Source organism: Amycolatopsis sp. NPDC023774 (assembly GCF_040639695.1).
Taxonomy (GTDB): domain Bacteria; phylum Actinomycetota; class Actinomycetes; order Mycobacteriales; family Pseudonocardiaceae; genus Amycolatopsis.
In genome coordinates this window covers 140,619-164,078 of sequence record NZ_JBFAAJ010000018.1, presented here as the reverse complement: position 1 = coordinate 164,078, position 23,460 = coordinate 140,619, and the positions used below count along the sequence as shown (strand labels likewise).

Here is a 23,460-nt window from a genome sequence, read left to right as displayed (position 1 = left end):
CCCAGCACGCGGCGTTCCGGGAACGGTAGGCGGCGTATGGAGCAGTTGACTACCTGCGAACGTGTGGTCTAGACAAATTAGTAATCTGGACAAGCAGGCTGGGTTGGCGCTGGGCCATCGCCGGGTCGGTGCGCGCCGGCGTCAGCGCGACTTCGACGATCGACGCGCTGCCGGAACCGTTGTCGTTGCTGCCCGGCCCGGCGCTCACAATGTGGAGGTGCGCGCCCGGCATGAGCACGCGGTTCGCGACGCCCTTCGGCCACTCCTCGACGAGGTTCTGCGTGCGTCCGGCGCAGCTCGTGCACGTCTGGCGAGCGACGGTGTAGCCGGCGGTGCGCGGCTTGCCCTCCACATAGGACACCGAGGCCGTGTGGCCGCCGCCGGCCGAGCGATGTTGGCGAGCGAAATGTCCGGCGCCACCGCGGCCGACGCGACGGACGGCTGCGCGAGCGAGCCCACGGCCAGTGGGTCGGCCGGTGGGGGTGTGGCCGACGCGGGCGCCGCCGGGATGGTGAGCGCGGACAGGGCGAGCCCAGCGGTGGCCAGGCCTGCGGTGATCCCTCTTGTGCCGGTCCTCGGGTTCCCTTCGGGGACGGGGATGATCACCGTGAGTAAAAGATTCGTCACAGGGTCGATCACTGCTCCGAACGGCCTAGGTAAGCATTACCCAGGCATTAATCAACCGCGAAATACCCTTGAAACTCAGGGCGTTTAGCGGTACACGGGGCTACTTTCGTCGGGACTTGCCGTGAACCGGCCGTGGGTAGGTGTGGACCGGTGGTCCACAAGGGACCGTTCACCTCGCCGTCACCGGCGTCGCCCGATGGTGGCGACGCTGGGGTTCTGCCTGGCGGGACGGCCCGTAGGCTGGGTTGGTGAGTGAACAGTCTGAGTTTCCGGACGGCCAGTACCCCGAGCGCCCGGTGGAGCGCCACAAGGGCCCGGTCGTGCTTCGGCGCGACCGGCGTGACCAGGGCAGCACCACCGACCAGCGGCTCCTGGACGCGCGCGGCCCGAGTGACTGGGTGCACACCGACCCGTGGCGGGTGCTGCGCATCCAGGCCGAGTTCGTGGAGGGCTTCGGCGCGCTCGCGGAGGTGCCGCGCGCGGTGACCGTATTCGGCTCCGCGCGGACCAAGCGCGACGACCCCGAGTACGACCTGGGTCGCAAGATCGGCGGTGCGCTCGCCGAAGCCGGCTTCGCCGTGATCACCGGTGGCGGCCCGGGTGCGATGGAGGCCGTGAACCGCGGCGCGAACGAGGCCGGCGGCTTCTCCGTGGGCCTCGGGATCGAGCTGCCGTTCGAGCAGGGCCTGAACCCGTGGGTCGACCTGGGTGTGAACTTCCGCTACTTCTTCGCGCGCAAGACGATGTTCATCAAGTATTCGCAGGCCTTCATCTGCCTGCCCGGTGGCTTCGGCACGCTCGACGAGCTGTTCGAGGCGCTGGTGCTGGTCCAGACCAAGAAGGTGACGAAGTTTCCGGTGGTGCTGTTCGGCACCGAGTACTGGGGCGGGCTCTACGACTGGATCTCGAAGTCGGTGCTCGACGGCGGCAAGATCGGCGAGAAGGATCTCGACCTGCTGCACCTCACCGACGACATCGACGACGCCGTGCGCGTGGTCGAGGAGTCGTATCAGGCCTGGGAGGACACCCACTGATGAGCTCGTTGCGCCGGGTCTGCGTTTTCTGCGGGTCCTCGATGGGCTTCTCCCCGGCGTACGCGGAGGCCGCCGCCGAACTGGGCAAGCTGCTGGCCCAGCGCGGCATCGGCCTCGTGTACGGCGGTGCGAGCGTCGGCACCATGGGCGTGGTCGCCGACGCCGCGCTGGCCGCGGGCGGTGAGGTGATCGGCGTGATCCCCGAGGCGCTGTCGAGCGTCGAGATCGCGCACGCGGGCCTCACCGAGCTACACGTGGTCCCCGACATGCACCAGCGCAAGGCCAAGATGGCCGCGCTGTCCGACGGGTTCCTCGCGCTGCCCGGCGGCGCGGGGACGTTGGAGGAGCTGTTCGAGGTGTGGACGTGGGCCCAGCTCGGCCTGCACGCGAAGCCCATCGGCCTCGTCGACGTCGGCGCTTACTACAGCCCGCTCGTGTCCTTCTCCGACCACATGGTCACCGAAGGGTTCCTGGGTGCCGGCTACCGCGACCTGCTGCTGGTCGACTCCGACGCGTCGGCGCTGCTGGACCGGTTCGCGGACTACACGCCACCTGCGCCCCCGAAGTGGGACTGACCGCTCAGGCGGCGCCCTCGCTCGGGCGCTTGTGGTAGGTGTCCACGTACTCCTGGCCCGAGATCTCGAGGATCGAGTACATGACCTCGTCGGTCACGGAGCGGCGGATGGCCGACGACGAGTCCTGGCCCTCGTAGCGCGAGAAGTCGAGCGGGGCGCCGAACTTGATCTTGATCTTGCACACGTGCGGGATCTTCGAGCCGCTCGGCTGGATGCCTTCGGTGCCCCACAGCGCGACGGGCACGACCTTCGCGCCGGTGGACAGCGCGAGCGCCGCGACGCCGGTGTGGCCGCGGTGCAGGCGGCCGTCGAGCGAGCGGGTGCCCTCGGGGTAGATGGCGAACACGCCGCCGTCTTCGAGCACGCGGCGGCCGGCTTCCAGCGCGGCGAGGCCGGCGGAGGCGCTGCCGCGCTCGACGGGGATGTAACCCAGCGCGTCGAGCGAGCTGGCGAAGAAGCGGCCCTTCAGGCCCGTGCCCGTGAAGTACTCGGCCTTGCTGAGGAAACGCACCTTGCGCGGCGTGGTGAAGGTGATCACGCCGGTGTCCAGTGCCGCGCGGTGGTTGGCCGCGAGCAGCACCGGTCCGTCGGCCGGCACGTTCTCCACGCCCTCGACCTCGGGGCGGTAGATCGCGCGGACCAGCGGGCCGAGCACGAAACGGACGAGCAGGGGCAGCAAGGGGTCTCCCTCCGGCGGACAGGTCGGTGGCACCAGCATGGCACGATCGGCCGATGAGCTGGTTCGAACGTCGCACCTGGCAGGAACCCGCGTGGACGCCCGCGGACATCCTGTCGGCCAAGCGTGGCCGCACGGTCTCGGTGGTGCTTCCGGCGCTGGACGAAGAGCGAACGGTCGGTACCGTCGTCGCGTCGGTGCGGCCACTGCTCGGCACCGTGGTCGACGAGCTGGTGGTGGTGGACTCCGGCTCCACCGACGCCACCGTCGAGGTCGCTGCCGCTGCCGGAGCACGCGCCGTGCGCCGCGAGGACGTGTTGCCCGACCTCCCGCCGCGCCCCGGCAAGGGCGAGGTGCTGTGGCGTTCGCTGGCGGCGACGACCGGCGACCTCGTGGTCTTCCTCGACTCGGACCTCGTGGACCCGGACCCGGCGTTCGTGCCGGCGCTGCTGGGGCCGCTGCTGACCGCACCCGGCGTGCACCTGGTCAAGGGCTTCTATCGGCGTCCGCTGCGGCTGGAGAGCACGGGTGGCGGCCGCGTCACGGAGCTGCTCGCCCGGCCCGTGCTGTCCGCGCTGCGCCCGGCGCTGGGCGAGCTCGTGCAGCCGCTCGGCGGCGAGTACGCGGGCACGCGTGAGTTCTTCGAGTCGGTGCCCTTCGCCGGCGGCTACGGCGTGGAGATCGGCCTGCTGCTGGACGCCGAGGAGCGCTACGGCCTCGACGGGCTCGCCCAGGTCAACCTCGGCGTCCGCAAGCACCGCAACCGCTCGCTGCTGCAGCTGGGCGTGATGGCTCGGCAGATCCTCGGCACGGCCCTGGCGCGCTGCGGTGTGCCGACCGACGCCGACGCGCGGCTGACGCAGTTCGTGCAGGTGTCGGGGGAGTGGTTGCCCGACGTCAGCGAGATCCCTGTGCTGGACCGGCCTCCGATGGCGCAGCTGCGGGCCGCCCGTCCTCGAGGCTGAGCAAGCGGTCGAAGCTGCCGAGGTGCTCAGGGCGGTGCGTCACGAGGACGACGGTGCCTTTCGCGTGCGCGAGGACGCGGGCGAGGACCTCGTCGCCGTGGGTTTCGCCGAGGCCTTCCACCGGCTCGTCGAGGACCAGGACCGGCGGGGCGGCGAGGACGGCGCGGGTGAGGACCAGGCGCTGGCGCTGGCCGCCGGACAGCGTGGTGGCGTCGCGGTCCAAGGGGACGTCGAGGTCGGTGACGGCGCAGGCGCTGCGGAGGTCTTCGTCGGTCGCTCTCGGCGCGGCGACGAGGAGGTTTTCGCGGACGGTGGTGGCGAAGACGTGGTCGTCGGCGAGGGCGCCGGAGACCACCCGGGGGCTGGGGCCGTGGATCGGGTGACCGTCCACTGTGGCCTGACCGGACGTGGGCGCGGTGAAGCCCAGCAGGACGTGGAGCAGGGTGGTCTTGCCGGCGCCTGACGGGCCGAGCACGCCCAGCCGGGTGCCCGGTGGGAGGTCGAGGTCGATGCCGGTGAGGGCGGCTTGGCGGCCCGGGTGCTGGACCGTCACGTTCTTCAGCCTCAGGTGACCCGGCCCGGTGTATTCGGGAGTTTCCGGCGGGGCCGTCGCGAGCAGTTCGCGCACGCGGCCCAGCGATGTCCGCAGCTCCGGCCCGCGCTGGGCCGCGGCGGTCAGGGGCAGGACGATCTCGAACAGTGCCAGCACAACCAGGGTCAACGCGGCGGTCACCGGCAGACTCGAGCCGGCCAGGAGCGCCACGGCCGCGGTCGTCGCGAGCTGGATGGAGGCGCCGGCCGCGGTCAGCGCGGACAGCCGGGTCGAGACGCTGTGGGCCCGCGCGGTGATCCCGTGGATCACGGTGTCGGCGGCCGCTACGGCCTGGCGTTCGGCGCCGTAAGCCACCAGTTCGTGGCGGCCGGTGACCAGCTCGATCGTGCGCTCGGCCAGCTCCTGCCGCGCGGGCGAGGTGAGCGCCTGGCTCTTCGCCGTGACCCGCGCGGCCAGCCACGGCAGCAGTCCACCGGCGATGAGCAGCCCGGCCACGAGCACGGCGGCAGCCGGGAGGCTCACGAACGCCGTGACCACGGCCAGCGCCAAGCCCACGACTGCAGCCACTGCGGCCGGAAGCGCCAGCCGCAGCACGGCGTCCTGCACCGCGTCCACATCGGACACCAGCCGCGTCACGAGGTCGGCACCGGAGTGTTCGGCGACGCGCCGGGGCACGAGCGCCGCGTACACCCGGGCTCGCAACGCGCCGAGGTAACGCAGCACGACCTCGTGCCCGGCCAGGCGCTCCGCGTACCGCAGGCCGCCGCGGGCCAGGGCGAACACGCGCACCGCCACGATCGCGACGGTCAGTGCGGCGAGCGGCGGCCGCTCGGCCGCCCGCATGAGCAGCCACGCCGCCGTGCCGGTCAACGCGAGTCCGGAGACCTCGGCCCCGGCCGCGAGCAGCGCGGCCCGGAGCAGCCGTGCGGCGTTCACCGGACCCCCAGCGGAACCCGGCCGCCCACGAGCGGGACGGAACGCGTGGCCATCGCGGTCAACGCGGGGTGGTGCGCGACGAACAACGCCGTGCGACCAGGAAGCAACTGCCGTGTCCCGTCGAGCACCGCCTGTTCGGTGCGCCGGTCGAGCCGCGCGGTGGGTTCGTCGAGCAGCACCAGCCCGGCGTCGGTGCGGGCGAGCGCGCGAGCGAGGCCGACGCGTTGCCGTTGCCCCGCCGACAATCCCGTGCCCAGCTCGCCGATGCGCGTCGCGTAGCCCTCGGGCAGCTCGGCGACCACGTCGTCGAGCGCGGCAGCGCGGGCGGCGGAGCGCACGTCGGCTCCGGACCCCAGCGCGATGTTCTCCGCGACGGTGCCGCTGAACAACGTCGGCCGCTGCGGCAGCCAGGCCGTGTCCCGCAGCCAGGCCGGGTGGTCGAGGGACCGCAGGTCGACGCCGTCCACGAGCACCCGGCCGCTTGTCGGCGTGACGAACCCGAGCAGCACGGCCAGCAGCGTCGACTTCCCGGAACCACTCGGCCCGGTGATGGCGACGTGGTCACCTCGGCCGATCGTCAGGTCTACTTCGGACAGTGCGGTGACCTCGCCGTAGTGCACGGAAACACCGGCGAACTCGATCTCCGGCGGCCCCGCCGGCCGGGTCACCGCGCCACCACGCCGGGCCGGCCGGGGCGTGGACAGCGCTTCGCGCAAAGCTGTGAGCCCTTCGGCTGCCGCGTGGAACTTCGCGCCCGCCGCGCGCAGCGGCAGGTACGCCTCGGGCGCGAGCACCAGCACGAGCATGGCGGTGTGCGCGGTGAGGGAGCCCTCCAGCAGACGGAACCCGATGGGCACGGCGATGAGCGCGATCGACAGCGTGGCCACCAGTTCCAGGACCAGCGACGACAGGAACGCGACGCGCAGCGTGCCCAGCGTCGCGTCCGCGTGCGCGTCGGCCATCGCGCGCACGTGCTGGGCTTGCGCGCGGGCGCGGCCGAAGAGCTTCAACGTGGGCAGGCCACGCACGGCGTCGAGGAAGTGCCCGCCCAGCCGCATGAGCAGCGCCCACTGCCGTTGCGTTCGCGCCTTCGCGCGAGCCCCGACCAGCGCCGCGAACACCGGGATCAACGGCAGCGTGGCCACCACGATCAGCGCCGACGTGAGGTCGGTCGTGACCAGCCGCACCACCACGGCGACCGGCACGAGCACCGACGCGGCGAGCGCCGGCAGGTAGCCGGTGAGGTACACCGTGGTCGCGTCGACGCCCTTCGTGACCTGCGTGGTGACCACGCCGGCGTCGGCGGTCGACCCGAGCAACCGTCGGCGAAGTCCGGCCTGCGCGTCGGCCGCGAACCGGCCGGTGAGCACGCCTTGCCCCAGCGTCAGCAGCACCCGCGCACCCACGGCGACAAGGAGCGTGGCGCCCAAGCCGCCACCGGTGAGCAGCGTCGCGAGGCCTTCGGCCTGGAGCAGGACCGCGCCGGCGGTCAACGCGCCGAGGATTCCGAGCAGGACCAGGTATCGGCGCGAGCCGGGCAGTGACGACATTTCTCCCCCTCTAGAAGTGCAGCAACGACTGCCGGTCGACGGGCCCGCGGTTCGCCCGCCAGGTCAGCCACTGCACGACCACCAGCACCACGAGCACGGGCACCGCGAACCACGCGAGCAGCTCCGCCGTCTCAGGTGCGGTGAAGGCGTCGGAAACGGTCAGCGCGTACCCGGGGTCCGAAGTGGACACCAGAATCGTCGGGAACCGGAGCGCGCCCGCCACCAACGCCGGGGTGGCCGACAGCAGCATCGCCGCGGGCAGCGCGAGCCGGTACCGCTTGGCCCGAAGTCCGAACAGGACGGTCCCGAACGCGGCGAACGCCACCGCCGTCACCACGATCGCGGCCCACGAGGTCCCCGACACCGCCGGCGCACCCCACGCCGTGGCCACCACGAGGAACGTGCCGACCGGCGTCGCGAACGTCTTCGCGAACCGCGCCGCCCGGCCGACGAGCTCCGCCGGCCCGCGCACGGCGAGGAACACCGCCGCCTGCAGCCCGAACAGCGCCACGAACCCGAGCCCCCACAACACGGCGTACGGGTCGAACAGCGCGAGCACGTCGTCCACGGGGTTGCCCCGGGCGTCGACCGGCAGGCCGAGCACGAGGTTGCCCAGGAACAGGCCCCACGCCAGCGTGGTCACGAGCGCGCCCGCCGTGATGCCGAACGACCACGGCCCGCGGCGCGCGTCGGGCCGGCGGCTGCGCAACTGCACAGACGAGGTGAACGTGACGAGCCCGAGCAGCAGCGTCACCACCAGCACGTACGCGCCGGCGAACACGCGGCCCTCCAGGTGCGGGAACACGCCGAACAGCACCCCGACGGCGGCGATCAGCCACACCTCGTTGGCCAGGAAGAACGGCCCGAGCGCACCCAGTGCCCGCCGTTGCTTCGCCTCGTCGCGGCCGAGGCCGGGGAGCAGAAAGCCGACGCCGTAGTCGTAGCCGGCCAGCGCGAAGTACCCGCCGAGCAGCAGCCCGAGCACACCCCACCAGATGGTTGTCATCGTCAGACTCCGCTCAGGACGGGAAGTTCGGGCTCGACGGGCGCTTCTTCGGTCTCCGGTCCGCGCCGCGCGATCCGCGAGAGCAGCACCCAGTCGGCCACGGCGAGCGCCGCGAACAGCACGCCGAACGCGACGAAGGAGAACAAGACCTGGCCGCCGGGCACGTCGGCGACCGCGTCGGCGGTGCGCAGCTTGCCCCAGACCAGCCACGGCTGGCGGCCGATCTCCCGCACGAGCCAGCCGCAGATCGCCGCCACGAACGGCAGCGCGATCGCCGGGACCATGAGGTAGTGCAGGAACCGCGCGCGCATCAGCCAGTTGCGGATCAGCAGGATCGTCCCGGCCAGCGAGCACAGCAACGCGACGAACCCGATCCCGATCATCGCCGCCAGCGGTACCCCGACGGCGCTCTCGCCGAGCTTGTCCGGCTGGTACTTCGCGAGCTCGCCGAACTGCTCGAAGCCCTGGTTGATCGTGACGATGCTGCCGATCAGCGCCGTGACCACGCCGATCCGCATCGACCGGGAGAAGAAGTCGACCTCCGCGGAGCGCTTGAGGAAGTGGTACGCGCTCACGCCGGCCACGAAAAAGCCGCCGGTCATCAGCGCGCCGCCGATCACGTGCGGTAGCGACGCCACGAGTGCGGGGTTGGTGAGCAGCGCGCCGAAGTCGTCGAGGCGCAGCACGCCGCCCTGCAGGTGGCTGCCGACCGGGTTCTGCAGGAATGAGTTGGCGACCATGATGAACAGGGCCGAGGCGTACGCGGTGAGCGTGACCAGCCAGATCAGCGCCAGGTGCAGCCACTTGTTGAGCCGGCCCCAGCCGAAGATCCACAGCCCCAGGAAAGTGGACTCGAGGAAAAACGCCACCAGCGTCTCGATCGCGAGCGGCGCGCCGAATACGTCGCCGGCGAATGCGGAGAGGCCGGTCCAGGTGAGCCCGAACTGGAACTCCATCACGATTCCGGTCGCGATGCCCAGCGCGTAATTGATCACATACAGCCGGCCCCAGAACCGGGTCATGCGGAGCAGTTGCGCGGTGCCGCTGATAGTCGCGCGCGTCTGCATGACCGCTGTCACGGTCACCAGGCCCAGAGTGAGCAGCACGAACAGGAAGTGGAACGACGTCGTGGTCGCGAACTGGAGTCTCGCTATGGGTAGGGGGTCCATGGCGAGCGAGTGTATAGGTAGCTCGGCTACATGTAGCAGAGAAATCTATGAGATCCGGGTCATCTCAGGGTTTTACCCGGGTGTCCGGCATGGAACGGAGGATTACGCTTCCGGAGACGACATGAGTAGACTGCCCACCTATGAAGGCGGACACGTTGCGCGGTCACCTCGACGCGCTGCTGCTGGCTGTGCTCGATGGCCGGAAGCTGCACGGTTACGCGATCATCGAGGCGCTCTCGCTGCGGAGCGACGGCGCGCTCGACCTGCCGACCGGGACCGTGTACCCGGCGCTGCGCAGGCTGGAGCGGGCCGGCTACCTGGCCAGCGAGTGGGACGTGGTGTCGGGGCGCAAGCGCCGCACCTACCGGCTCACCCGTTCCGGGCAGCAGGCGCTCGCCGCCGAGCGAGCAGAGTGGCAGGAGTTCACCACGGTGATCGGCGGCGTCCTGCGGGCGGAGGCATGACGGCGGGGGAGGTCCGCGTGAATGCGATCGAGGGGTACTTGACCGACCTCGACCGGCGGCTCGTCGGCTGCCGGTCGACCAAGGACGACCTGCTCGCCGAAGCGCGCGACGGCCTGCACGACGCGGCCGACGCGTACCGCGAAGGCGGCTGGCCGGCCGAAGAAGCCGAGCGCCGCGCGGTGGCCGACTTCGGCGGTGTCGACGTGGTGGCCGACGACTACCAGGCAGAGCTGTCCATGCACAGCGGCGTGCGCACGCTGTGGAAGCTCGTGCTCGGCGTGCCCGCGATGCAGCTTTCCTGGGACTTCGCCCGGATCCTCACCTTCGGCGACTGGACGCGGCTGTCGACCCCGACGCCCGAGTGGTACCGCGTGGCCACGCATTTCTCGCACGGCGCGGTGTTCGTGGTTCCGGCTGTGGGCCTCATCGCGCTGGTCTGCGCGCGCTGGCTGAGCCGCCGGGTCGACGGCGTCCGCCTGGCGCGCACGTGCGGGTTCTTCATCGCCGGCGCCGTCGGCGTGAACCTCGCTTCGGTGCTCACTCTCGTGGTGGCGACGGGCTTCGTGGACGTCTCGCGGCTGTTCCTCAGCGTTCCGTGCGTGTTGCTGATGGTGGCGTATGTACTGCTGTCGGTGCGTCTGGTCGTGCTCGCGCGACGTTCCTGGGGTCGGTGTGCCACGATCGTGGCGTGACGACCGCGCTGATCTACCTCGTAGTCATGCTGCTGGTGGCCGCCGTGGTGTTCCTGCTCGCCGCCGTGGTGTTCGGCCGAGGCGAGGAGCTGGCCCCGCTGCCGCCGGGCAGCTCGCCCACGCGCCTGCCTGCCGAGGACATCACGGGAGAGGACGTGCGTCACGTGCGCTACCAGCTCGTGCTGCGCGGGTACAAGATGTCCGAAGTGGACTGGGTGATGCGCCGGCTCGGCGTGGAGCTCGACGAGCTGCGCGGCCGCGTTGCGGAGCTCGAGGCGGCCCAGCCGGAGCCGAGGCCCGCGGGTGAGTAGTGACCTGATCCTGTCCGTCGAGGTCGAGGCACCGGCGGGCACGACGTGGCTGGCGCTCACCGACTGGCCGCGCCAGGGCGAGTGGGTGCTCGGCACGACCGTGCGCGTACTCGAGGGCAACGGGCGCAGCGTCGGCTCGAAGATCGCGGCCACCACGGGGATTGCCGGCATCGGGTTCACCGACACCATGGAGGTCACCGCGTGGGAGCCGCCGCTGCGGGTGACCATGCGCCACCTCGGCAGCCTGGTGCGCGGCACGGCGGCGTTCCAGGTCGTGGCCAACGGGCCGACGCGTTCCACGTTCGTCTGGGCCGAGCACCTCGACCTGCCGTTCGGGCTGATCGGTCGCCTCGGCTGGCCCGTGGTGCGCCCGGCGTTCGCGCTGGGGGTGCACCACTCGATGAAGAGGTTCGCGAAGTTCGTGCAGGACTATTCGGTCGGTGAGCGGTGACGGAGCTGCTGGGCCAGGACGGCGTCAAGCGCTGCTCCTGGGGAAACTCGACGCCGGACTACACGGCCTACCACGACGAGGAGTGGGGCACGCCGCTGCACGGCGAGGCCGCGCTGTACGAGCGGCTCACCCTCGAGTCGTTCCAGTCGGGACTGTCGTGGATCACGATCCTGCGCAAACGGGAGAACTTCCGCAAAGCGTTCCGCGAGTTCCAGCCGGCGAAGGTCGCGCGCTTCGGCGACGCCGACATCGAGCGGCTGATGGCCGACGCCGGCATCGTGCGCAACCGCGCGAAGATCCTGGCGGCCATCAACAACGCGCGCGCGATCGCGGACCTGGACGTGCCGCTCGACGAGGTGCTGTGGTCGTTCGCCCCGGCTGAGCACAAGCGGCCGCGGACGATGGCCGACGTGCCGGCCGTGACCGACGAGTCGAAGGCCATGGCGAAGGAGCTGAAGAAGCGCGGCTTCGCGTTCCTCGGTCCGACGACGTGCTACGCGCTGATGCAGGCGACCGGCATGGTCGACGACCACGTCTCGGGCTGTTTCCGGGCGAAGCGCTCGTGAGCGGTCCGTCCGGTCGGAACCGGACGGACCACCTCTCGAGTTCTACTTGCCTTGGAAGTTCGGCTTGCGCTTGCCGACGAAGGCCTCCACGGCCTCGGTGTGGTCGGCCGTGGCGCCGAGCGCGGTCTGGGCCTCGTCCTCGGCCGCCAGCGCTTCGTCCAGAGAGGACTGCGCGGAGATCGCGAGCACGTGCTTGATCTTCGAGTACGCCACCGTTGGGCCGGCGGCGAGCTTCGCGGCCACGGTCTGGGCACGCGCGGCGAGCTCCTCGTCGGGCACGACCTCACCGACCAGACCGATGCGCTGCGCCTCGGCGGAGTCGACGGTGCGGGCCAGCAGCATCAGCTCGGCGGCGCGGCCGAGGCCGATGAGCCGCTGCAGCGTCCACGACGCGCCGGAGTCCGGGCCGAGCCCGACGTTCGCGAAGGCCATCAGGAACGACGACGACTCGGCGGCGATCCGCAGGTCGCTCGCGTAGGCGAACGCGGCGCCCGCACCGGCGGCCGTGCCGTTGACCGCGGCGATGACCGGCTTCGGCATGTCCACGATGGCCTTGACAATCGGGTTGTAGTGGTCGCTCACCGTGTGCAGCGGGGCCGGGTCGTTCGCCTGCAGCAGCCCGACGTGTTCCTTCAGGTCCTGTCCCGCGCAGAACGCCTTGCCCGCGCCGGTGAGCACGATCGCGCGCACGTCCGCGTCGTCGGCCGCGGCGCGCAGCTCGGCGAGCAGCCGTTCCTTGAGCTCGACGGTCAGCGAGTTGTACGCCTCCGGCCGGTTCAGGGTCAGGGTGCGCACGCCCTCGGCGTCGGCGGTCAGGAGGACGTCGGGTGTGGTCACTGTGGTGCTCCTCTTGGCGTAATCGTGGGTCCTCCGCCGAGTGTTTCAGCCCCGCGTGGCGCATACCAGCACCGATACGGCGGCAAATGATCGGTCCGCGTTCGCGCCCGGCCGCTGATGAGGGACAATGGGGGTCAAGACCCGGCTGGCATGGGAGTGCGCGACCCGGGCGCGCCGGTTGAGACGGAGGGAGCACGCTATGGCGGCCATGAAGCCCCGGACCGGAGATGGTCCCCTCGAAGTGACCAAGGAGGGGCGGGGCCTCGTGATGCGGGTGCCATTGGAAGGTGGCGGCCGTCTCGTCGTCGAGCTCTCCGCGGAAGAAGCGAAGGACCTCGGCGCGGCACTTCAGGAGGTCACCGGCTGATTCCGGCTCCCCTCCCCATCCACTCACCGAACCCCGGTCTCCTCATGGAGGCCGGGGTCGCGGTTCATCTGCGCCCGAAGGTTGCTCACTGTGCGTAACTCGCTACCGCCTGTTCCGACCAAACTGCCCGAGATCGAGGTCGTCGACGCGTTCCGGCGCGGGGCCCCGCAAGTGGTGCTGGCGCTTTCGTCCGCCGAGGTGGAACTCGGCGGGGTGAAAGCGACCGGCAGGGCGGGTGACGTGCAGGAAGTCCCGGCCGACGGCGAGGTTCGCTGGGTCGCGGGTCTCGGCGCGGGCGAGCCGCGCGACTACCGCCGCGCGGGGGCGGCGCTGGCGCGCGCGGTGTCCTCGGTGGACCAGCCGGTTCGGACCGTCCAGGTGGGGCTGCCCGAGGACGTGTCCGCCGCGCAGGTCGGTGAGCTCGCGATGGGCTTGTTCCTGGGCGGCTACCGGTTCGTGGTGACCACAGAGGACCCGAAGCCGGCGGTGCAGACCGTCCGGCTGGTGGGCCCTTCGGCCGCGGCGTACGCGGATGAGGTCGCGCGCGTTCGTGAGCTGGCGGCCGCTGCCTCGCTGACGCGGGACCTGGCCAACGCGCCGTCGAACATCAAGAACCCCGCGTGGCTCGCGAACACCACCGCGAAGGTCGTCGGCTCGGCCGCGGTGACGGTGCACGTGCGCGACGAGAAGTGGCTCGCGGACAACCGCTTCGGCGGAGTGCTCGCGGTCGGCGGCGGCTCGGACTCCCCGCCGCGCCTGATCGAGCTCGAATATCGTCCGCGCGGCGCGAAGACCCACTTGCTGTTCGTGGGCAAGGGCATCACGTTCGACACGGGTGGTCTGTCGGTCAAGCCCGCAGACGGCATGCACCTCATGCGCACCGACATGGCGGGCGGCGCGGCCGTGATCGCCTCCATGCGCGCCATCGCCGCGCTGGGTCTGGCCGTGCGCGTGACGGCGTTGGTGCCCGCCGCCGAGAACCACGTCTCCGGTGGTTCGTACCGCCCCGGTGACGTCGTCCGCCACTACGGCGGCCGCACCACCGAGGTCGGCAACACCGACGCCGAGGGCCGCATGGTCATGGCCGACGCCCTGGCCTACGGGATCGAGCGGTACAAGCCCGACCTCGTCGTGGATGCCGCCACCCTCACCGGCGCCATGAAGGTTTCCCTCGGGCTCCGCACCGGCGGCCTGTTCTCCACCGACGACGACTTGGCCGCCCGCGTGGTCGAAGCGGGCACCCGCGCCGGCGAATCCTGGTGGCGCATGCCCCTGGTCGACGATTACGCCACCGGCATCGAAGGCGAACTCGGCGACGTCCGCCAGGCTCCTGGCGGCCCCGGCGGCATCATGGCCGCCCTCTTCCTCCGCGAGTTCACCGCCGGCCTGCCCTGGGCCCACCTGGACATCGCCGGCCCCGCCCGCGCCGACAAAACGTATGACGACGTGGTCCCCGGCGCCTCCGGCTTCGCCGCCCGCACCCTGGTGGAACTCGCCGCTTCCTACTCGGCCTAGCCCTCAGCTCCTACCCCGCGCCCCAATGCGGCGTTCGTTGCGTTGAGCGCGCCGAACGCCACATTGGGGCGCTTTGGCGTCTCCACCCACCCCCGCCCCAGTTGCCCAGGCTGGCCCGCATGCTCATATCCAGAACCGTCGACCGCGTGACGCTGGACATGGACCTCACCGAAGCCGAACGCCTGGGAGCGGCCCTGCTCGAAGGCCCCCTCACGCTGTCCCGCGCCGGATTCTTCATCCGCACCGGCGTCGCGGCAGAATCCGCCCGCTCCGTCGCCGACACCCTCCTCGACGCGAAGGACCTGACCACCGCCCCGGTCGAAGTCCCCTTGCCGGCTGGCGATGAGGCAACAGAAAACCCCGCCGCCCTCGCCCGCAACGCGACTCTCAGGCCTGAACCCCAGCCCCCGCTCCGCTGCGCAAATGCCACCTGTGCCCGCCGCACCCCAATGCGGCGTTGGGTGCGTTGAGCGCACCGAACGCCACGATAGGTGCACTCAACGCACCGAACGCCACATCGGGGCGCTTTGGCGTCCCCGCCCAACGGCCGGCCGCCTGCCCACCCAGCTCACCACCCACCCAGGCCGCGTCCCAGGCTGCGTCCCTCCCCACCGCTGCCCGTCCACGCAGCGGAACCTGCACCCAGACCCGCCCCGGCACCCCGATCCGAAGCCTCTTCGCGGCCGTCAACACAATCCAGCTTCGGGGTGCACCCCCAACCGCAACACGCCCTTCGAGGACCGAGAACCGAACACCGAGGTCCAACCTCACCCCACCATCCCCAGCACGAACTCCCGAAAAATCCCCACAGCCCGGCTGACCGGCTCCCCTCTCCGCCAAGCCAACCCGATCGTCCTCCCCACCGGCGGCTCGATCGGCACCTCCGCCACGCCGGCCGGCGCCCCAGGCTCGAAATGCGGCAACAACGCCACCCCCAACCCGGCCGCCACCAGCCCCCGCACCGTGTCCGACTCCTGCCCCTCAAACGCGATCCTCGGGGAGAACCCGGCAGCCGCGCACAACTCGTCCGTGATCCGTCTCAACCCATACCCGGGCTCCAGCAACACGAACTCCTCATCCGCCAGCTCCTCCATCCGCACCCCCGCGCGCCCGGCCAGCCGATGCCCCGAAGGCACCGACAACAAAATCGGCTGCGTCGACAACACCGCCGTCTCGAACACCACATCCGACGGAACCGGCGCCAGCAACGCCAAATCCAGTTCCCCGCCGGCCAGCCGGTCCACCATCTCCTGCCGCGATCCCTGCACCAACGTGAACCGCGCCCCCGGCACCTGCGCCCGGTACCCCCGCAGCAACGACGGCACCAACGACCTCCCCAGCAGGTGCAGGAACCCCAGCACCACCCGCCCGCTCTCCGGCTCGATCTCCTCCCGCGCCAGCCGCGCCCCCGCGTCGACGGAAGCCAGCGCCCGCTCGGCCGCCTCCGCCAGCAATTCCGCGGCCCGCGTCAGCCGGATCCCCCGCCCGTCCGGCACCGTCAACGGCGCCCCCAACGACTCGCCGAGCGCGGCCAGCCGACGGCTCACCGTGGGCTGCGGCACACCCAGCAGCTCGGCTGTGCGTGTGACGTTCCTCGTGCTCCGCAGGGTCGCGAGGAGCAACAGATGGGGTGCGAGCTGGGAAGTCAGGCGTTCATGCGTCACGGTATGGATTATCGCGCATGACCGTATTGGACGTATTGGTTAGCTCTCCTTACTTTCGGCAGACGTGACCACTACAGCCAGCACCACCGTCCGGGTCAAGGTCGCCGTCGCCGCTGCCGGGTTCACGTCGTTCGCGCTGCTCTACGCGCCGCAGCCGGTGCTGCCGCAGCTCGCGCAGCAGTATCACCTCGACCCCGGTGGCGCGTCGCTCGCGGTGAGCGTGGCGACGGGCGCGCTGGCGATCTCCGTGCTGCCCATCGCGGCACTGTCCGAAGTGGTCGGGCGCCGGTCGGTGATCATCGCTTCGGTGGTGCTCTCGGCGGTGCTGGGGTTGCTGCTGCCGCTCGTGCCGTCGTACTCGGTGATGCTGGTGCTGCGTGCCGTCCAGGGCGTGGCGATCGCGGGGTTCCCCGGCGTCGCCACGGCGTACCTCGTCGAACGGCTCGGCAAGGTCGGTGTCGCGGCGGCGGTGGGCGCGATGATCGCCGGCAACTCCATCGGCGGCATGACCGGCCGCCTCGCGACGGGCTTCACCGCGGGCCCGCTGGGCTGGCGTGGTGCGCTGTACGTCGTGGCCGGCATCTCGCTGGCCTGCGCGATCGTCACCGTCGTCGCGCTGCCGAGGGGTCGACAGCACCAGGAAGACCGCCAATCGCTGCGTGCCGTCGGCATCGGCCTGCTCCACGCCGTGCGCAAACCCGTGCTCCTGGCCCAGTACGCCGTCGCGCTGCTGGCCATGGGCTCGTTCGTCGCGCTCTACAACGCCGCCGGCTTCCGGCTCACCGGCGAGTTGCACCTCTCGCCGGCCATCGCGTCACTCGTGTTCCTCGCCTACGCGCTGGGTTCGGTCTCCTCGGCGACGGCCAACCGGCTGGCGACGAGGATCGGCCGCCGCCGCGCGATCATCGGCGCGCTGCTGCTCATGGCCGTCGGCGCCGCGCTCACGATCCCGGACTCCGTGGCCATGGTCGCCGTCGGTTTCGTAGTGCTGACCTGCTCGTTCTTCGCCGCCCACGCCATCGCCAACAGCTGGGCCGCCGCCGAGGCGCCGGAGAACGCGCGCGGCCAGACCGGCGGCTTCTACACGCTCATGTACTACCTCGGCAGCAGCGTCGGCGGCGCGGTCGGCGCGGTGATCTACGGCGAAGCCGGCTGGGCCTGGCTCATCGCCGCCGTGGCCGTGTGGCTCGTGCTCGCCGCGGCGGCCGTCGGGGTGGGCACCACGGTCCACGTCCGCACGCGCGAGCTGGCCCACACGTGAGCACTCAGCCGACCGCCGCCACCAGCAGCCCGCCACCGACCGGCAATAGGGCCGGGACCAGACGTTCGTCCTCTCGCATCGCCCGCGCGACCTCACGCAGGGCGAGCGTCTCCGGGTCCCGGCGCGACGGGTCGGCGACGCGGCCGCCGGCCAGCACGTTGTGGAAGGCGATGATCCCGCCGCGGCGCAGCAGCGAGACGCCCTGCTCGTAGTAGTTCGGGAACTCGAGGCGCGCCGCGTCGACGAACACCAGGTCGTAGCCACCGGGGGTGAGCCGGGGGAGCACGTCGAGGGCGCGGCCGACGATCAGCCTCGTGCGGGAGGGCGGGATACCGGCTTCGAGGAAGGTCTTGCGCGCCGCGCGCTGGTACTCCGGCTCGAGGTCGATCGACGTCAGCACGCCGTCGGGAGCCATCCCGCGCAGCAGGTGCAGGCCGCTCACGCCGACCCCCGTGCCGACCTCGACCACGGCCCGCGCGCCGAGCGTCGCGGCGAGGAAACGCAAGGTCGCGCCCGCCCCCGAGGCCAGCGGGGCGCAGCCCAGGTCGGCCGCGCGCGCCCGCGCCGCGGCCAGTACGTCGTCGTCGGGAAGGTACCCGTCGACGTACTCGGCGCCGACCGGCTCGGCCGCCGAGGCCGCATGCGTCCCGGAACTCACGCGCGAAGGTTAGCGTTGCTTGTCGATAAATCAGCGAAGGCTCCCTGGTAAGCCCGCCGAAATAACTTCTCAGCCTGCTCTCAGTCCCGTCTCACTAGAACCATAAGGAGACCCGACAAACTCAATCTCGAGCGCGCGGGAACACCGTGCCCGAGAGCAGCGTTGGCTGAGCAGAAGAGGAGAGTCGCAGATGGAGGTGCCTGCTCCCCTGATGCAGAACGCCGACAAGTCGGAACCCGAGCCGGTGACCGTGGACTCGGGCGAGGCCACCTGGACGCCCCCGTCCTGGGACGAGGTGGTGCGCGAACACGCCGACCGCGTCTACCGCCTGGCCTACCGCCTCACCGGTAACACGCACGACGCCGAGGACCTCACGCAGGAGACGTTCATCCGCGTCTTCCGCTCGCTCGCGTCGTACAAGCCGGGCACCTTCGAGGGCTGGCTGCACCGCATCACCACGAACCTGTTCCTCGACATGGCGCGCCGCCGCTCGCGCGTGCGCATGGAGGGGCTGCCGGACGACACCGACCGCATCGTCGGCGACGACCCGAGCCCCGAACAGGTCTACACCGACACGCACCTGGACCCCGACCTGCAGGAGGCGCTCGACGAGCTGCCCCCGGAGTTCCGGGCCGCCGTGGTGCTCTGCGACGTCGAAGGCCTCTCGTACGAGGAGATCGGTGCCACGCTGGGTGTCAAGCTCGGCACCGTCCGCAGCCGCATCCACCGCGGCCGGCAGGCGTTGCGTGCGTCGCTGGAGCGCCGCCGTGCGCTTCGGGACGAGTCTGTGAAGGTGCCGGTATGACCGCTGCGCGAGGGTGGGGTCTCCCCGAGTCGCACTTGCTTCCCGACGTCGTGGTCGCCCTGGTCGACGGCGAGCTGTCGCTCGGCGCGCAGGACCGCGCGTCGGCCCACATCGCCCGCTGCCCGGGGTGCGCTGCCGAGGTCGCCGCCCAGCGGCAGGCCGTCGAGGCCGTGAAGCGCGCCGGTGAGCCGTCGATGTCGGCCGGCTTCCTCGCGAGCCTGCGGTCGATCCCGGACCACACCGAACTGCCCGGCACTCCCGACAACCTGGCGATGACGGCCGACGGCCAGCTCGTCGCCATCCAGCGGCCGGACCGGGTCGCGGGCCTGCGTGACGCGGGGGTTCTGGGAGGTACTGCCCCGTTGGGCTCGTCAACGCCGCTCGGGCACTCGTCCCACGTGCTCGGCGGCGGCCGTTTCACCCTCACCCGTAAGCGCGCCGCCCAAGGCGCGGGCGTCGTCGTCTCCGGGCTGGTGCTGAGCGCGCTGGCCCTCGTCGGCACGACCGCGGACAGCGGCGAGGGCGCCCCGGACACCGGCGGCGTGCCGCAGCCCAACGCGAACCTGCTGCCCGCCCAGATGGCCGTACCCCGTTCCGAGCCGACGCTGCCGCCCCCGTCTCCGACCTCGACCACCGCCACGCCGGTGGTCGAGCGGCTGACCCCGGTTCCGGCTCGCTGAGCCGCCCGCACCGCTTCTCCAGGGGGAGGTAGCGGTGCGGGGCAACAGCCATTTCACCGTCGTCTGGGCAGACTCGGACGTCGAGGCTTGGGTATCGTCACGCCCAGCCACCTGATCTCAGCCCCGGGGAATGATGACCGAGCAGCCGAACGCGAACTCCGCCCAGCCGCCTGCCGCGGGCGACGACCGGCTGGGGCCCCGGCCGCTCGACCGCCCCGCCGTGGACCCGGCGCAGGAAGCGGTGTTCGGCAGGCCGCACGGCGTCGACGGCGCGTTCGACAAGCTCTACACGCCCGCCACCAACGGCAAGGGCAACCTCGACCTGGCCCCGCCCACGCCCGAGTCGCTCGCGGAGGCGTTCCGCCGGCCGCCGGGTGCCGAAGGTGTGGTGCTGGAGCGCCCGCGCGAGGCAACCGGCGAGCAGCCCGCGCCCGAGGATCCCCTGTGGACGGACACGCGCGACCCGTGGCGTGATCCCGCGGCCGGCGCGGTGCTGGCCGGCCCGGCGATGCCCGTGGAGGACGAGGAGAAGCCCCGCAAACGCCCGTCCGGTGCGCTGCTGAGCCTGCCCGAGGTGCTCTTCGGCCGCCGCGTGCAGCCGAAGGCCCTGGCGCTGCTCGGTGTGGTGGCGCTGCTCGTGGGTGCCGTCGGCGGGCTCGTCGGCTGGTGGATCGCCGACACGGGTTCGGCGCTCACCGGCAGCGCCACGATCTCCGAGGCCGAAGCGTCAAAGGAACGCCCGCCGGGGTCGATCGCCGACATCGCGAAGCGCGTGTCGCCCGCGGTCGTGTCGCTCGAGGTCTTCAAGCCCGGCGCCGACTCCGGTGAGCAGGGCTCGGGCGTGATGATCGACCCGCAGGGCTACATCCTCACCAACGAGCACGTCGTCACCACGGCCGTCGCCGACCCGACCGTGAAGATCACCGCGATCTTCAACGACGGCACGCGCACCGAGGCCAAGGTCGTCGGCTCCGACCAGAAGACCGACCTCGCCGTGGTGAAGGTCAACGTGACCAACCCCGTGGTGATGCAGATCGGCAAGTCGTCCGACTTGCAGGTGGGCGACGCCGTGATCGCCGTCGGTTCTCCGCTGGCGCTGCAGAACTCCGTGACTTCGGGCATCGTCAGCGCGCTCGACCGGCCGATCACGGCCGGCGGCGACAGCGGCGAGCCGCCCGTGACCTACGCGGCCATCCAGACCGACGCCGCCATCAACCACGGCAACTCCGGTGGCGCCCTCGTCGACTCCACCGGCGCGCTGGTGGGCATCAACTCGTCGATCCGCTCGTCGAGCGCCGACGGCGGCAGCATCGGCATCGGTTTCGCCATCCCGAGTGACTACGCGATGAAGATCGCGAAGGCGCTGATCAAGGACGGCAAGGTCGTCCACGCGGACATCGGCATCAACGCGTCCTCCACGGTTGCCGGCTCGTCCACGATGGGCGCGCAGGTGAAGAACGTGGAGCCCAACGGTCCCGCGGCCGCGGCCGGCATCAAGGAGGGCGACGTGATCACGAAGATCGGCGACCGGCTGGTGCGCGACTCCGCGGAGCTGACTGTGGCTGTCCGCAACCACGACGTCGGCGAGGTCGTGCCGGTGCAGCTCGCGCGAGCCGGCGCGGTGCTGGTTGTCGATGTGACTCTCGGGTCCGACTGATCGACGTCACATCGTCTTAAGCCCCGCTTCCTCCTTCGGGCCTGCCGGAACGCGGGGCGGCCCGGGTACGCTGACCGGGGAAGCACCGAGCGGAGGTTCACGGGTGTTCGACAGTGTCGGATGGGGCGAGATCCTCGTGCTCATCGTCGCCGGTCTCTTCATCCTCGGCCCGGAGCGCCTTCCGGAAGCCGCGTCGTGGTTGGCGAAGAGCGTGCGCAAGGTCCGCGAGTTCGCCAACGGTGCGCGCGCGCAGCTGCGCGAGGAGATGGGGCCGGAGTTCGACCAGCTCCGCAAGCCGCTGGAAGACCTGCGTGGGCTGCGCAACTTCGACCCCAAGCGGGTCGTCACCCAGCACCTGTTCGACGGGGACGCGGATCCGTTGGGACTCAACAGCTTCAACTCCACGAACGGTTCGAACGGGACGAACGGCTCCAACGGTTCTCATGCCGTGAAGCCGCAGAGCGCCACGTCGCAGGCCGAACCGCTCAAGCCGGGCGAGCGGCCCCCCGTCGACCCCGACGCCACCTGAGCGCCGGGTCCGTCGCCTTGCGACCCGTCAGGGTGTGACCTCGGCCGGACCACGCGACGTCTCTTGCGTGCCGACTTGCGGCGCCGGGAACGGGCGAGTTGGCTGTGGCGGGTTGCCGGTGTGGCGGCCGGCCCGACGTGACCCGACCTCTCGCATGACGAAACGAACTTCCTGGGTAGCCTCGGGCGAACCGCCCATAACGACCCTGGAGGTCTCTGAAATGTCACGCCGTGCGGGCGCCCTCGCCGCAATCATCGCTGCAGCGGGTGTCCTGGCCGCCGGGTGCACCGCGGACGACGAGCCCAGCACCCAGCCACCGGCCACCTACACGTCGGTGCCCGCTCCCGCGACGACCGGCGGCCCGTCCGGCTCCCCGTCCCCGAGCAGCACGCTGAACGCCCCGGCCGGCGATCAGACCTACGTGAAGCGCGGCGCCCAGACCGGCGTGCCCGACGTCGACGTCCTGATCACGCTCGACTGGGCCAAGGGCAAGATCAACCCGCCCGCCGGCACTGTCGACGTGCAGGTCGGCGACCGCGTCCGGGTCGTGCTCTTCTCGGACCAGCAGGTCGACGTGAACGTCGACGGCCACCCCGAAGCCGCCACCGCCGTCGGCCCCGGCGACTCCGCGAACGTCGACTGGGCCGTCACGCAGCCCGGCGCCACCGCGGTGACGCTGGGCGCCGAAAAGACCCTCCTGACGACCGTCCGGGCCTCCTGACCTCAGGCGCGGACCCAGCGGTTCGAACGGTTCGAGCGGCCAGGCTCAGCGGCCGGCGGGGCTGACGTTCAGCATCATCCCCGCCAGGCCGCGGGCCCGGACGGTGAGCTTCTTCGCCGCTTCCTTGAGCACGAGTGACGCCGGCGCGTCCGGCTCCGCCAGCACGATCGGCGTACCCTCGTCGCCCTGCTCACGCAGGCGCGGGTCGAGCGGCACCTGGCCCAGCAGCGGCACGGTCGAGCCCACGGACTTCGACAGGGAGTCGGCCACGGCCTGGCCGCCGCCGGAGCCGAAGATCTCCATGCGCTCGCCCGAAGGCGTCTCCAGCCACGACATGTTCTCGATCACGCCGGCCACGCGCTGGCGCGTCTGCATCGCGATCGCGCCCGCGCGCTCGGCCACCTCGGCGGCGGCCTGTTGCGGAGTGGTGACCACGAGGATCTCGGCGTTGGGGATCAGCTGCGCCACCGAAATCGCGATGTCGCCGGTGCCCGGCGGCAGGTCCAGCAGCAGGATGTCCAGGTCGCCCCAGAACACGTCGGCGAGGAACTGCTGCAGCGCGCGGTGCAGCATCGGGCCGCGCCACACGACGGGCGCGTTGCCCGGCGTGAACATGCCGATCGAGATCACCTTCACGCCGTGCGACTGCGGCGGCATGATCATCGTTTCGACCTTGGTCGGCTTCTCACGCGCACCCAGCATGCGGGGGATCGAGTGGCCGTAGATGTCCGCGTCCACGACGCCGACGGACAGGCCGCGCTCGGCCATCGCGGCGGCCAGGTTCACGGTGACCGACGACTTGCCGACTCCGCCCTTGCCCGACGCGACGCAGTACACGCGGGTCATCGAGCCCGGCTGCGCGAACGGGATCACCGGCTCGGCGGAGTCGCCACGCAGCGACTTGCGCAACTCGGTGCGCTGCTCGTCAGTCATCACGTCGAGCTCCACCCGCACGTCGGCGACGCCGGGAAGCTTCTTGACGGCCTTGGTGGTGTCCTCGGTCAGCGTCGCCTTGAGCGGGCAGCCGGCCACGGTGAGGTAGATGCCGACGGCGACCACGCCGTCTTCGCCGACCACGACGTCCTTGACCATGCCGAGGTCGGTGATCGGCTTTTTGATTTCGGGGTCGTACACGTCCTTCAGCGCGGTGCGGACGTCTTCGACGCTGGGGAACTGCTGTGTACTCGTCAC

At 71.2% G+C, this 23,460-nt stretch carries 27 protein-coding genes; 17 read left to right on the top strand and 10 right to left on the bottom strand.

The window, feature by feature from the left end; all coding sequences use genetic code 11:
* Positions 1-49 precede the first annotated feature (49 nt).
* Positions 50-361 (bottom strand): M28 family peptidase, encoded by a 312-nt coding sequence (locus AB0F91_RS30660; protein ID WP_360603048.1) that lies wholly within the window; start codon positions 359-361, stop codon positions 50-52.
* A 514-nt stretch (positions 362-875) separates the two neighbouring features.
* On the opposite strand from AB0F91_RS30660, the gene AB0F91_RS30655 reads away from it, so the two are divergent.
* Positions 876-1,661, top strand: a complete 786-nt coding sequence (locus AB0F91_RS30655; RefSeq protein ID WP_220246397.1) for a TIGR00730 family Rossman fold protein — start codon at positions 876-878, stop codon at positions 1,659-1,661.
* Positions 1,661-2,236 carry a TIGR00730 family Rossman fold protein gene (locus tag AB0F91_RS30650; RefSeq protein WP_360603046.1) on the top strand — a complete coding sequence of 192 codons (576 nt, stop codon included), beginning with the start codon at positions 1,661-1,663 and terminating at the stop codon, positions 2,234-2,236. The genes AB0F91_RS30655 and AB0F91_RS30650 overlap by 1 nt, the downstream gene beginning before the upstream one ends.
* A gap of 4 nt (positions 2,237-2,240) precedes the next feature.
* Here AB0F91_RS30650 and AB0F91_RS30645 read toward each other — a convergent pair whose 3' ends face one another.
* Positions 2,241-2,915 carry a lysophospholipid acyltransferase family protein gene (locus AB0F91_RS30645; protein ID WP_360603044.1) on the bottom strand — a complete coding sequence of 225 codons (675 nt, stop codon included), beginning with the start codon at positions 2,913-2,915 and terminating at the stop codon, positions 2,241-2,243.
* A gap of 53 nt (positions 2,916-2,968) precedes the next feature.
* Between AB0F91_RS30645 and AB0F91_RS30640 the strand changes: the two genes are divergently transcribed.
* Positions 2,969-3,877 (top strand): glucosyl-3-phosphoglycerate synthase, encoded by a 909-nt coding sequence (locus AB0F91_RS30640; RefSeq protein ID WP_360603042.1) that lies wholly within the window; start codon positions 2,969-2,971, stop codon positions 3,875-3,877.
* Here AB0F91_RS30640 and cydC read toward each other — a convergent pair.
* The 4 genes from cydC to AB0F91_RS30620 are packed head-to-tail and all read right to left on the bottom strand — an operon-like array spanning position 3,810 to position 9,091.
* On the bottom strand, positions 3,810-5,366 hold the full coding sequence (gene cydC / locus AB0F91_RS30635; RefSeq protein WP_360603040.1) for a thiol reductant ABC exporter subunit CydC: 1,557 nt from the start codon (positions 5,364-5,366) through the stop codon (positions 3,810-3,812). The two genes, AB0F91_RS30640 and cydC, sit on opposite strands and share 68 nt — an antisense overlap.
* Positions 5,363-6,916: a thiol reductant ABC exporter subunit CydD gene (cydD, locus tag AB0F91_RS30630; protein ID WP_360603038.1), complete on the bottom strand. Its 1,554-nt coding sequence runs from the start codon at positions 6,914-6,916 to the stop codon at positions 5,363-5,365. The genes cydC and cydD overlap by 4 nt, the downstream gene beginning before the upstream one ends.
* Before the next feature lie 10 nt (positions 6,917-6,926).
* Positions 6,927-7,922, bottom strand: a complete 996-nt coding sequence (locus AB0F91_RS30625) for a cytochrome d ubiquinol oxidase subunit II (protein WP_360603036.1) — start codon at positions 7,920-7,922, stop codon at positions 6,927-6,929.
* A 2-nt stretch (positions 7,923-7,924) separates the two neighbouring features.
* Complete coding sequence (locus tag AB0F91_RS30620) at positions 7,925-9,091, bottom strand: cytochrome ubiquinol oxidase subunit I (RefSeq protein ID WP_360603034.1); 1,167 nt, start codon at positions 9,089-9,091, stop codon at positions 7,925-7,927.
* A 140-nt stretch (positions 9,092-9,231) separates the two neighbouring features.
* Between AB0F91_RS30620 and AB0F91_RS30615 the strand changes: the two genes are divergently transcribed.
* Genes AB0F91_RS30615 through AB0F91_RS30595 form a run of 5 tightly spaced genes read left to right on the top strand, consistent with a single transcriptional unit; the run spans position 9,232 to position 11,575 of the window.
* The gene (locus tag AB0F91_RS30615) at positions 9,232-9,555 is read left to right on the top strand and encodes a helix-turn-helix transcriptional regulator (RefSeq protein ID WP_360603032.1); all 324 of its coding nucleotides are present in this window, start codon (positions 9,232-9,234) and stop codon (positions 9,553-9,555) included.
* 17 nt (positions 9,556-9,572) lie between these two features.
* Positions 9,573-10,247 carry a permease prefix domain 1-containing protein gene (locus tag AB0F91_RS30610; protein WP_360603030.1) on the top strand — a complete coding sequence of 225 codons (675 nt, stop codon included), beginning with the start codon at positions 9,573-9,575 and terminating at the stop codon, positions 10,245-10,247.
* On the top strand, positions 10,244-10,558 hold the full coding sequence (locus AB0F91_RS30605; RefSeq protein WP_360603028.1) for a DivIVA domain-containing protein: 315 nt from the start codon (positions 10,244-10,246) through the stop codon (positions 10,556-10,558). Before AB0F91_RS30610 ends, AB0F91_RS30605 begins: the two co-directional genes overlap by 4 nt.
* A complete protein-coding gene (locus AB0F91_RS30600) occupies positions 10,551-11,009 on the top strand; it encodes an SRPBCC family protein (RefSeq protein ID WP_360603026.1) in 459 nt (152 codons plus the stop codon). Before AB0F91_RS30605 ends, AB0F91_RS30600 begins: the two co-directional genes overlap by 8 nt.
* On the top strand, positions 11,006-11,575 hold the full coding sequence (locus AB0F91_RS30595; protein WP_360603024.1) for a DNA-3-methyladenine glycosylase I: 570 nt from the start codon (positions 11,006-11,008) through the stop codon (positions 11,573-11,575). Before AB0F91_RS30600 ends, AB0F91_RS30595 begins: the two co-directional genes overlap by 4 nt.
* A 42-nt stretch (positions 11,576-11,617) precedes the next feature.
* On the opposite strand, the gene AB0F91_RS30590 is transcribed toward AB0F91_RS30595, so the two are convergent.
* Positions 11,618-12,412, bottom strand: a complete 795-nt coding sequence (locus AB0F91_RS30590; protein WP_360603022.1) for an enoyl-CoA hydratase-related protein — start codon at positions 12,410-12,412, stop codon at positions 11,618-11,620.
* 199 nt (positions 12,413-12,611) lie between these two features.
* Between AB0F91_RS30590 and AB0F91_RS30585 the strand changes: the two genes are divergently transcribed.
* From AB0F91_RS30585 to AB0F91_RS30575, 3 genes are all read left to right on the top strand, one after another.
* The gene (locus tag AB0F91_RS30585) at positions 12,612-12,779 is read left to right on the top strand and encodes a DUF3117 domain-containing protein (RefSeq protein ID WP_005155393.1); all 168 of its coding nucleotides are present in this window, start codon (positions 12,612-12,614) and stop codon (positions 12,777-12,779) included.
* A 90-nt stretch (positions 12,780-12,869) separates the two neighbouring features.
* Entirely contained in the window at positions 12,870-14,294 is a 1,425-nt protein-coding gene (locus AB0F91_RS30580; protein ID WP_360603021.1) for a M17 family metallopeptidase, read from the top strand.
* Positions 14,295-14,440: 146 nt separating this feature from the next.
* Positions 14,441-14,764 (top strand): hypothetical protein, encoded by a 324-nt coding sequence (locus AB0F91_RS30575; protein WP_360603020.1) that lies wholly within the window; start codon positions 14,441-14,443, stop codon positions 14,762-14,764.
* A 297-nt stretch (positions 14,765-15,061) separates the two neighbouring features.
* Here the strand turns inward: AB0F91_RS30575 and AB0F91_RS30570 are convergent, their stop codons facing one another.
* Positions 15,062-15,958, bottom strand: coding sequence for a LysR family transcriptional regulator (locus tag AB0F91_RS30570; RefSeq protein ID WP_360603018.1), 897 nt, complete (start codon positions 15,956-15,958; stop codon positions 15,062-15,064).
* A gap of 64 nt (positions 15,959-16,022) precedes the next feature.
* Here AB0F91_RS30570 and AB0F91_RS30565 point away from each other — a divergent pair, with 64 nt between their 5' ends.
* Positions 16,023-17,219, top strand: a complete 1,197-nt coding sequence (locus tag AB0F91_RS30565; protein ID WP_360603016.1) for an MFS transporter — start codon at positions 16,023-16,025, stop codon at positions 17,217-17,219.
* A gap of 4 nt (positions 17,220-17,223) precedes the next feature.
* Here AB0F91_RS30565 and AB0F91_RS30560 read toward each other — a convergent pair whose 3' ends face one another.
* The gene (locus AB0F91_RS30560) at positions 17,224-17,877 is read right to left on the bottom strand and encodes an O-methyltransferase (RefSeq protein WP_360603014.1); all 654 of its coding nucleotides are present in this window, start codon (positions 17,875-17,877) and stop codon (positions 17,224-17,226) included.
* A gap of 190 nt (positions 17,878-18,067) precedes the next feature.
* On the opposite strand from AB0F91_RS30560, the gene sigE reads away from it, so the two are divergent.
* The 5 genes from sigE (at position 18,068) to AB0F91_RS30535 (ending at position 22,269) form a co-directional block, all read left to right on the top strand.
* Positions 18,068-18,682: an RNA polymerase sigma factor SigE gene (gene sigE, locus AB0F91_RS30555; RefSeq protein WP_360603012.1), complete on the top strand. Its 615-nt coding sequence runs from the start codon at positions 18,068-18,070 to the stop codon at positions 18,680-18,682.
* A complete protein-coding gene (locus AB0F91_RS30550) occupies positions 18,679-19,362 on the top strand; it encodes a zf-HC2 domain-containing protein (RefSeq protein ID WP_360603010.1) in 684 nt (227 codons plus the stop codon). Before sigE ends, AB0F91_RS30550 begins: the two co-directional genes overlap by 4 nt.
* A 133-nt stretch (positions 19,363-19,495) precedes the next feature.
* Positions 19,496-21,019 carry a trypsin-like peptidase domain-containing protein gene (locus AB0F91_RS30545; protein WP_360603077.1) on the top strand — a complete coding sequence of 508 codons (1,524 nt, stop codon included), beginning with the start codon at positions 19,496-19,498 and terminating at the stop codon, positions 21,017-21,019.
* A gap of 103 nt (positions 21,020-21,122) precedes the next feature.
* A complete protein-coding gene (gene tatB / locus AB0F91_RS30540) occupies positions 21,123-21,548 on the top strand; it encodes a Sec-independent protein translocase protein TatB (RefSeq protein ID WP_360603008.1) in 426 nt (141 codons plus the stop codon).
* Between the two features lie 220 nt (positions 21,549-21,768).
* Positions 21,769-22,269: a hypothetical protein gene (locus AB0F91_RS30535; protein WP_360603007.1), complete on the top strand. Its 501-nt coding sequence runs from the start codon at positions 21,769-21,771 to the stop codon at positions 22,267-22,269.
* 45 nt (positions 22,270-22,314) lie between these two features.
* Here AB0F91_RS30535 and AB0F91_RS30530 read toward each other — a convergent pair whose 3' ends face one another.
* A complete protein-coding gene (locus tag AB0F91_RS30530) occupies positions 22,315-23,460 on the bottom strand; it encodes a P-loop NTPase (RefSeq protein WP_360603005.1) in 1,146 nt (381 codons plus the stop codon).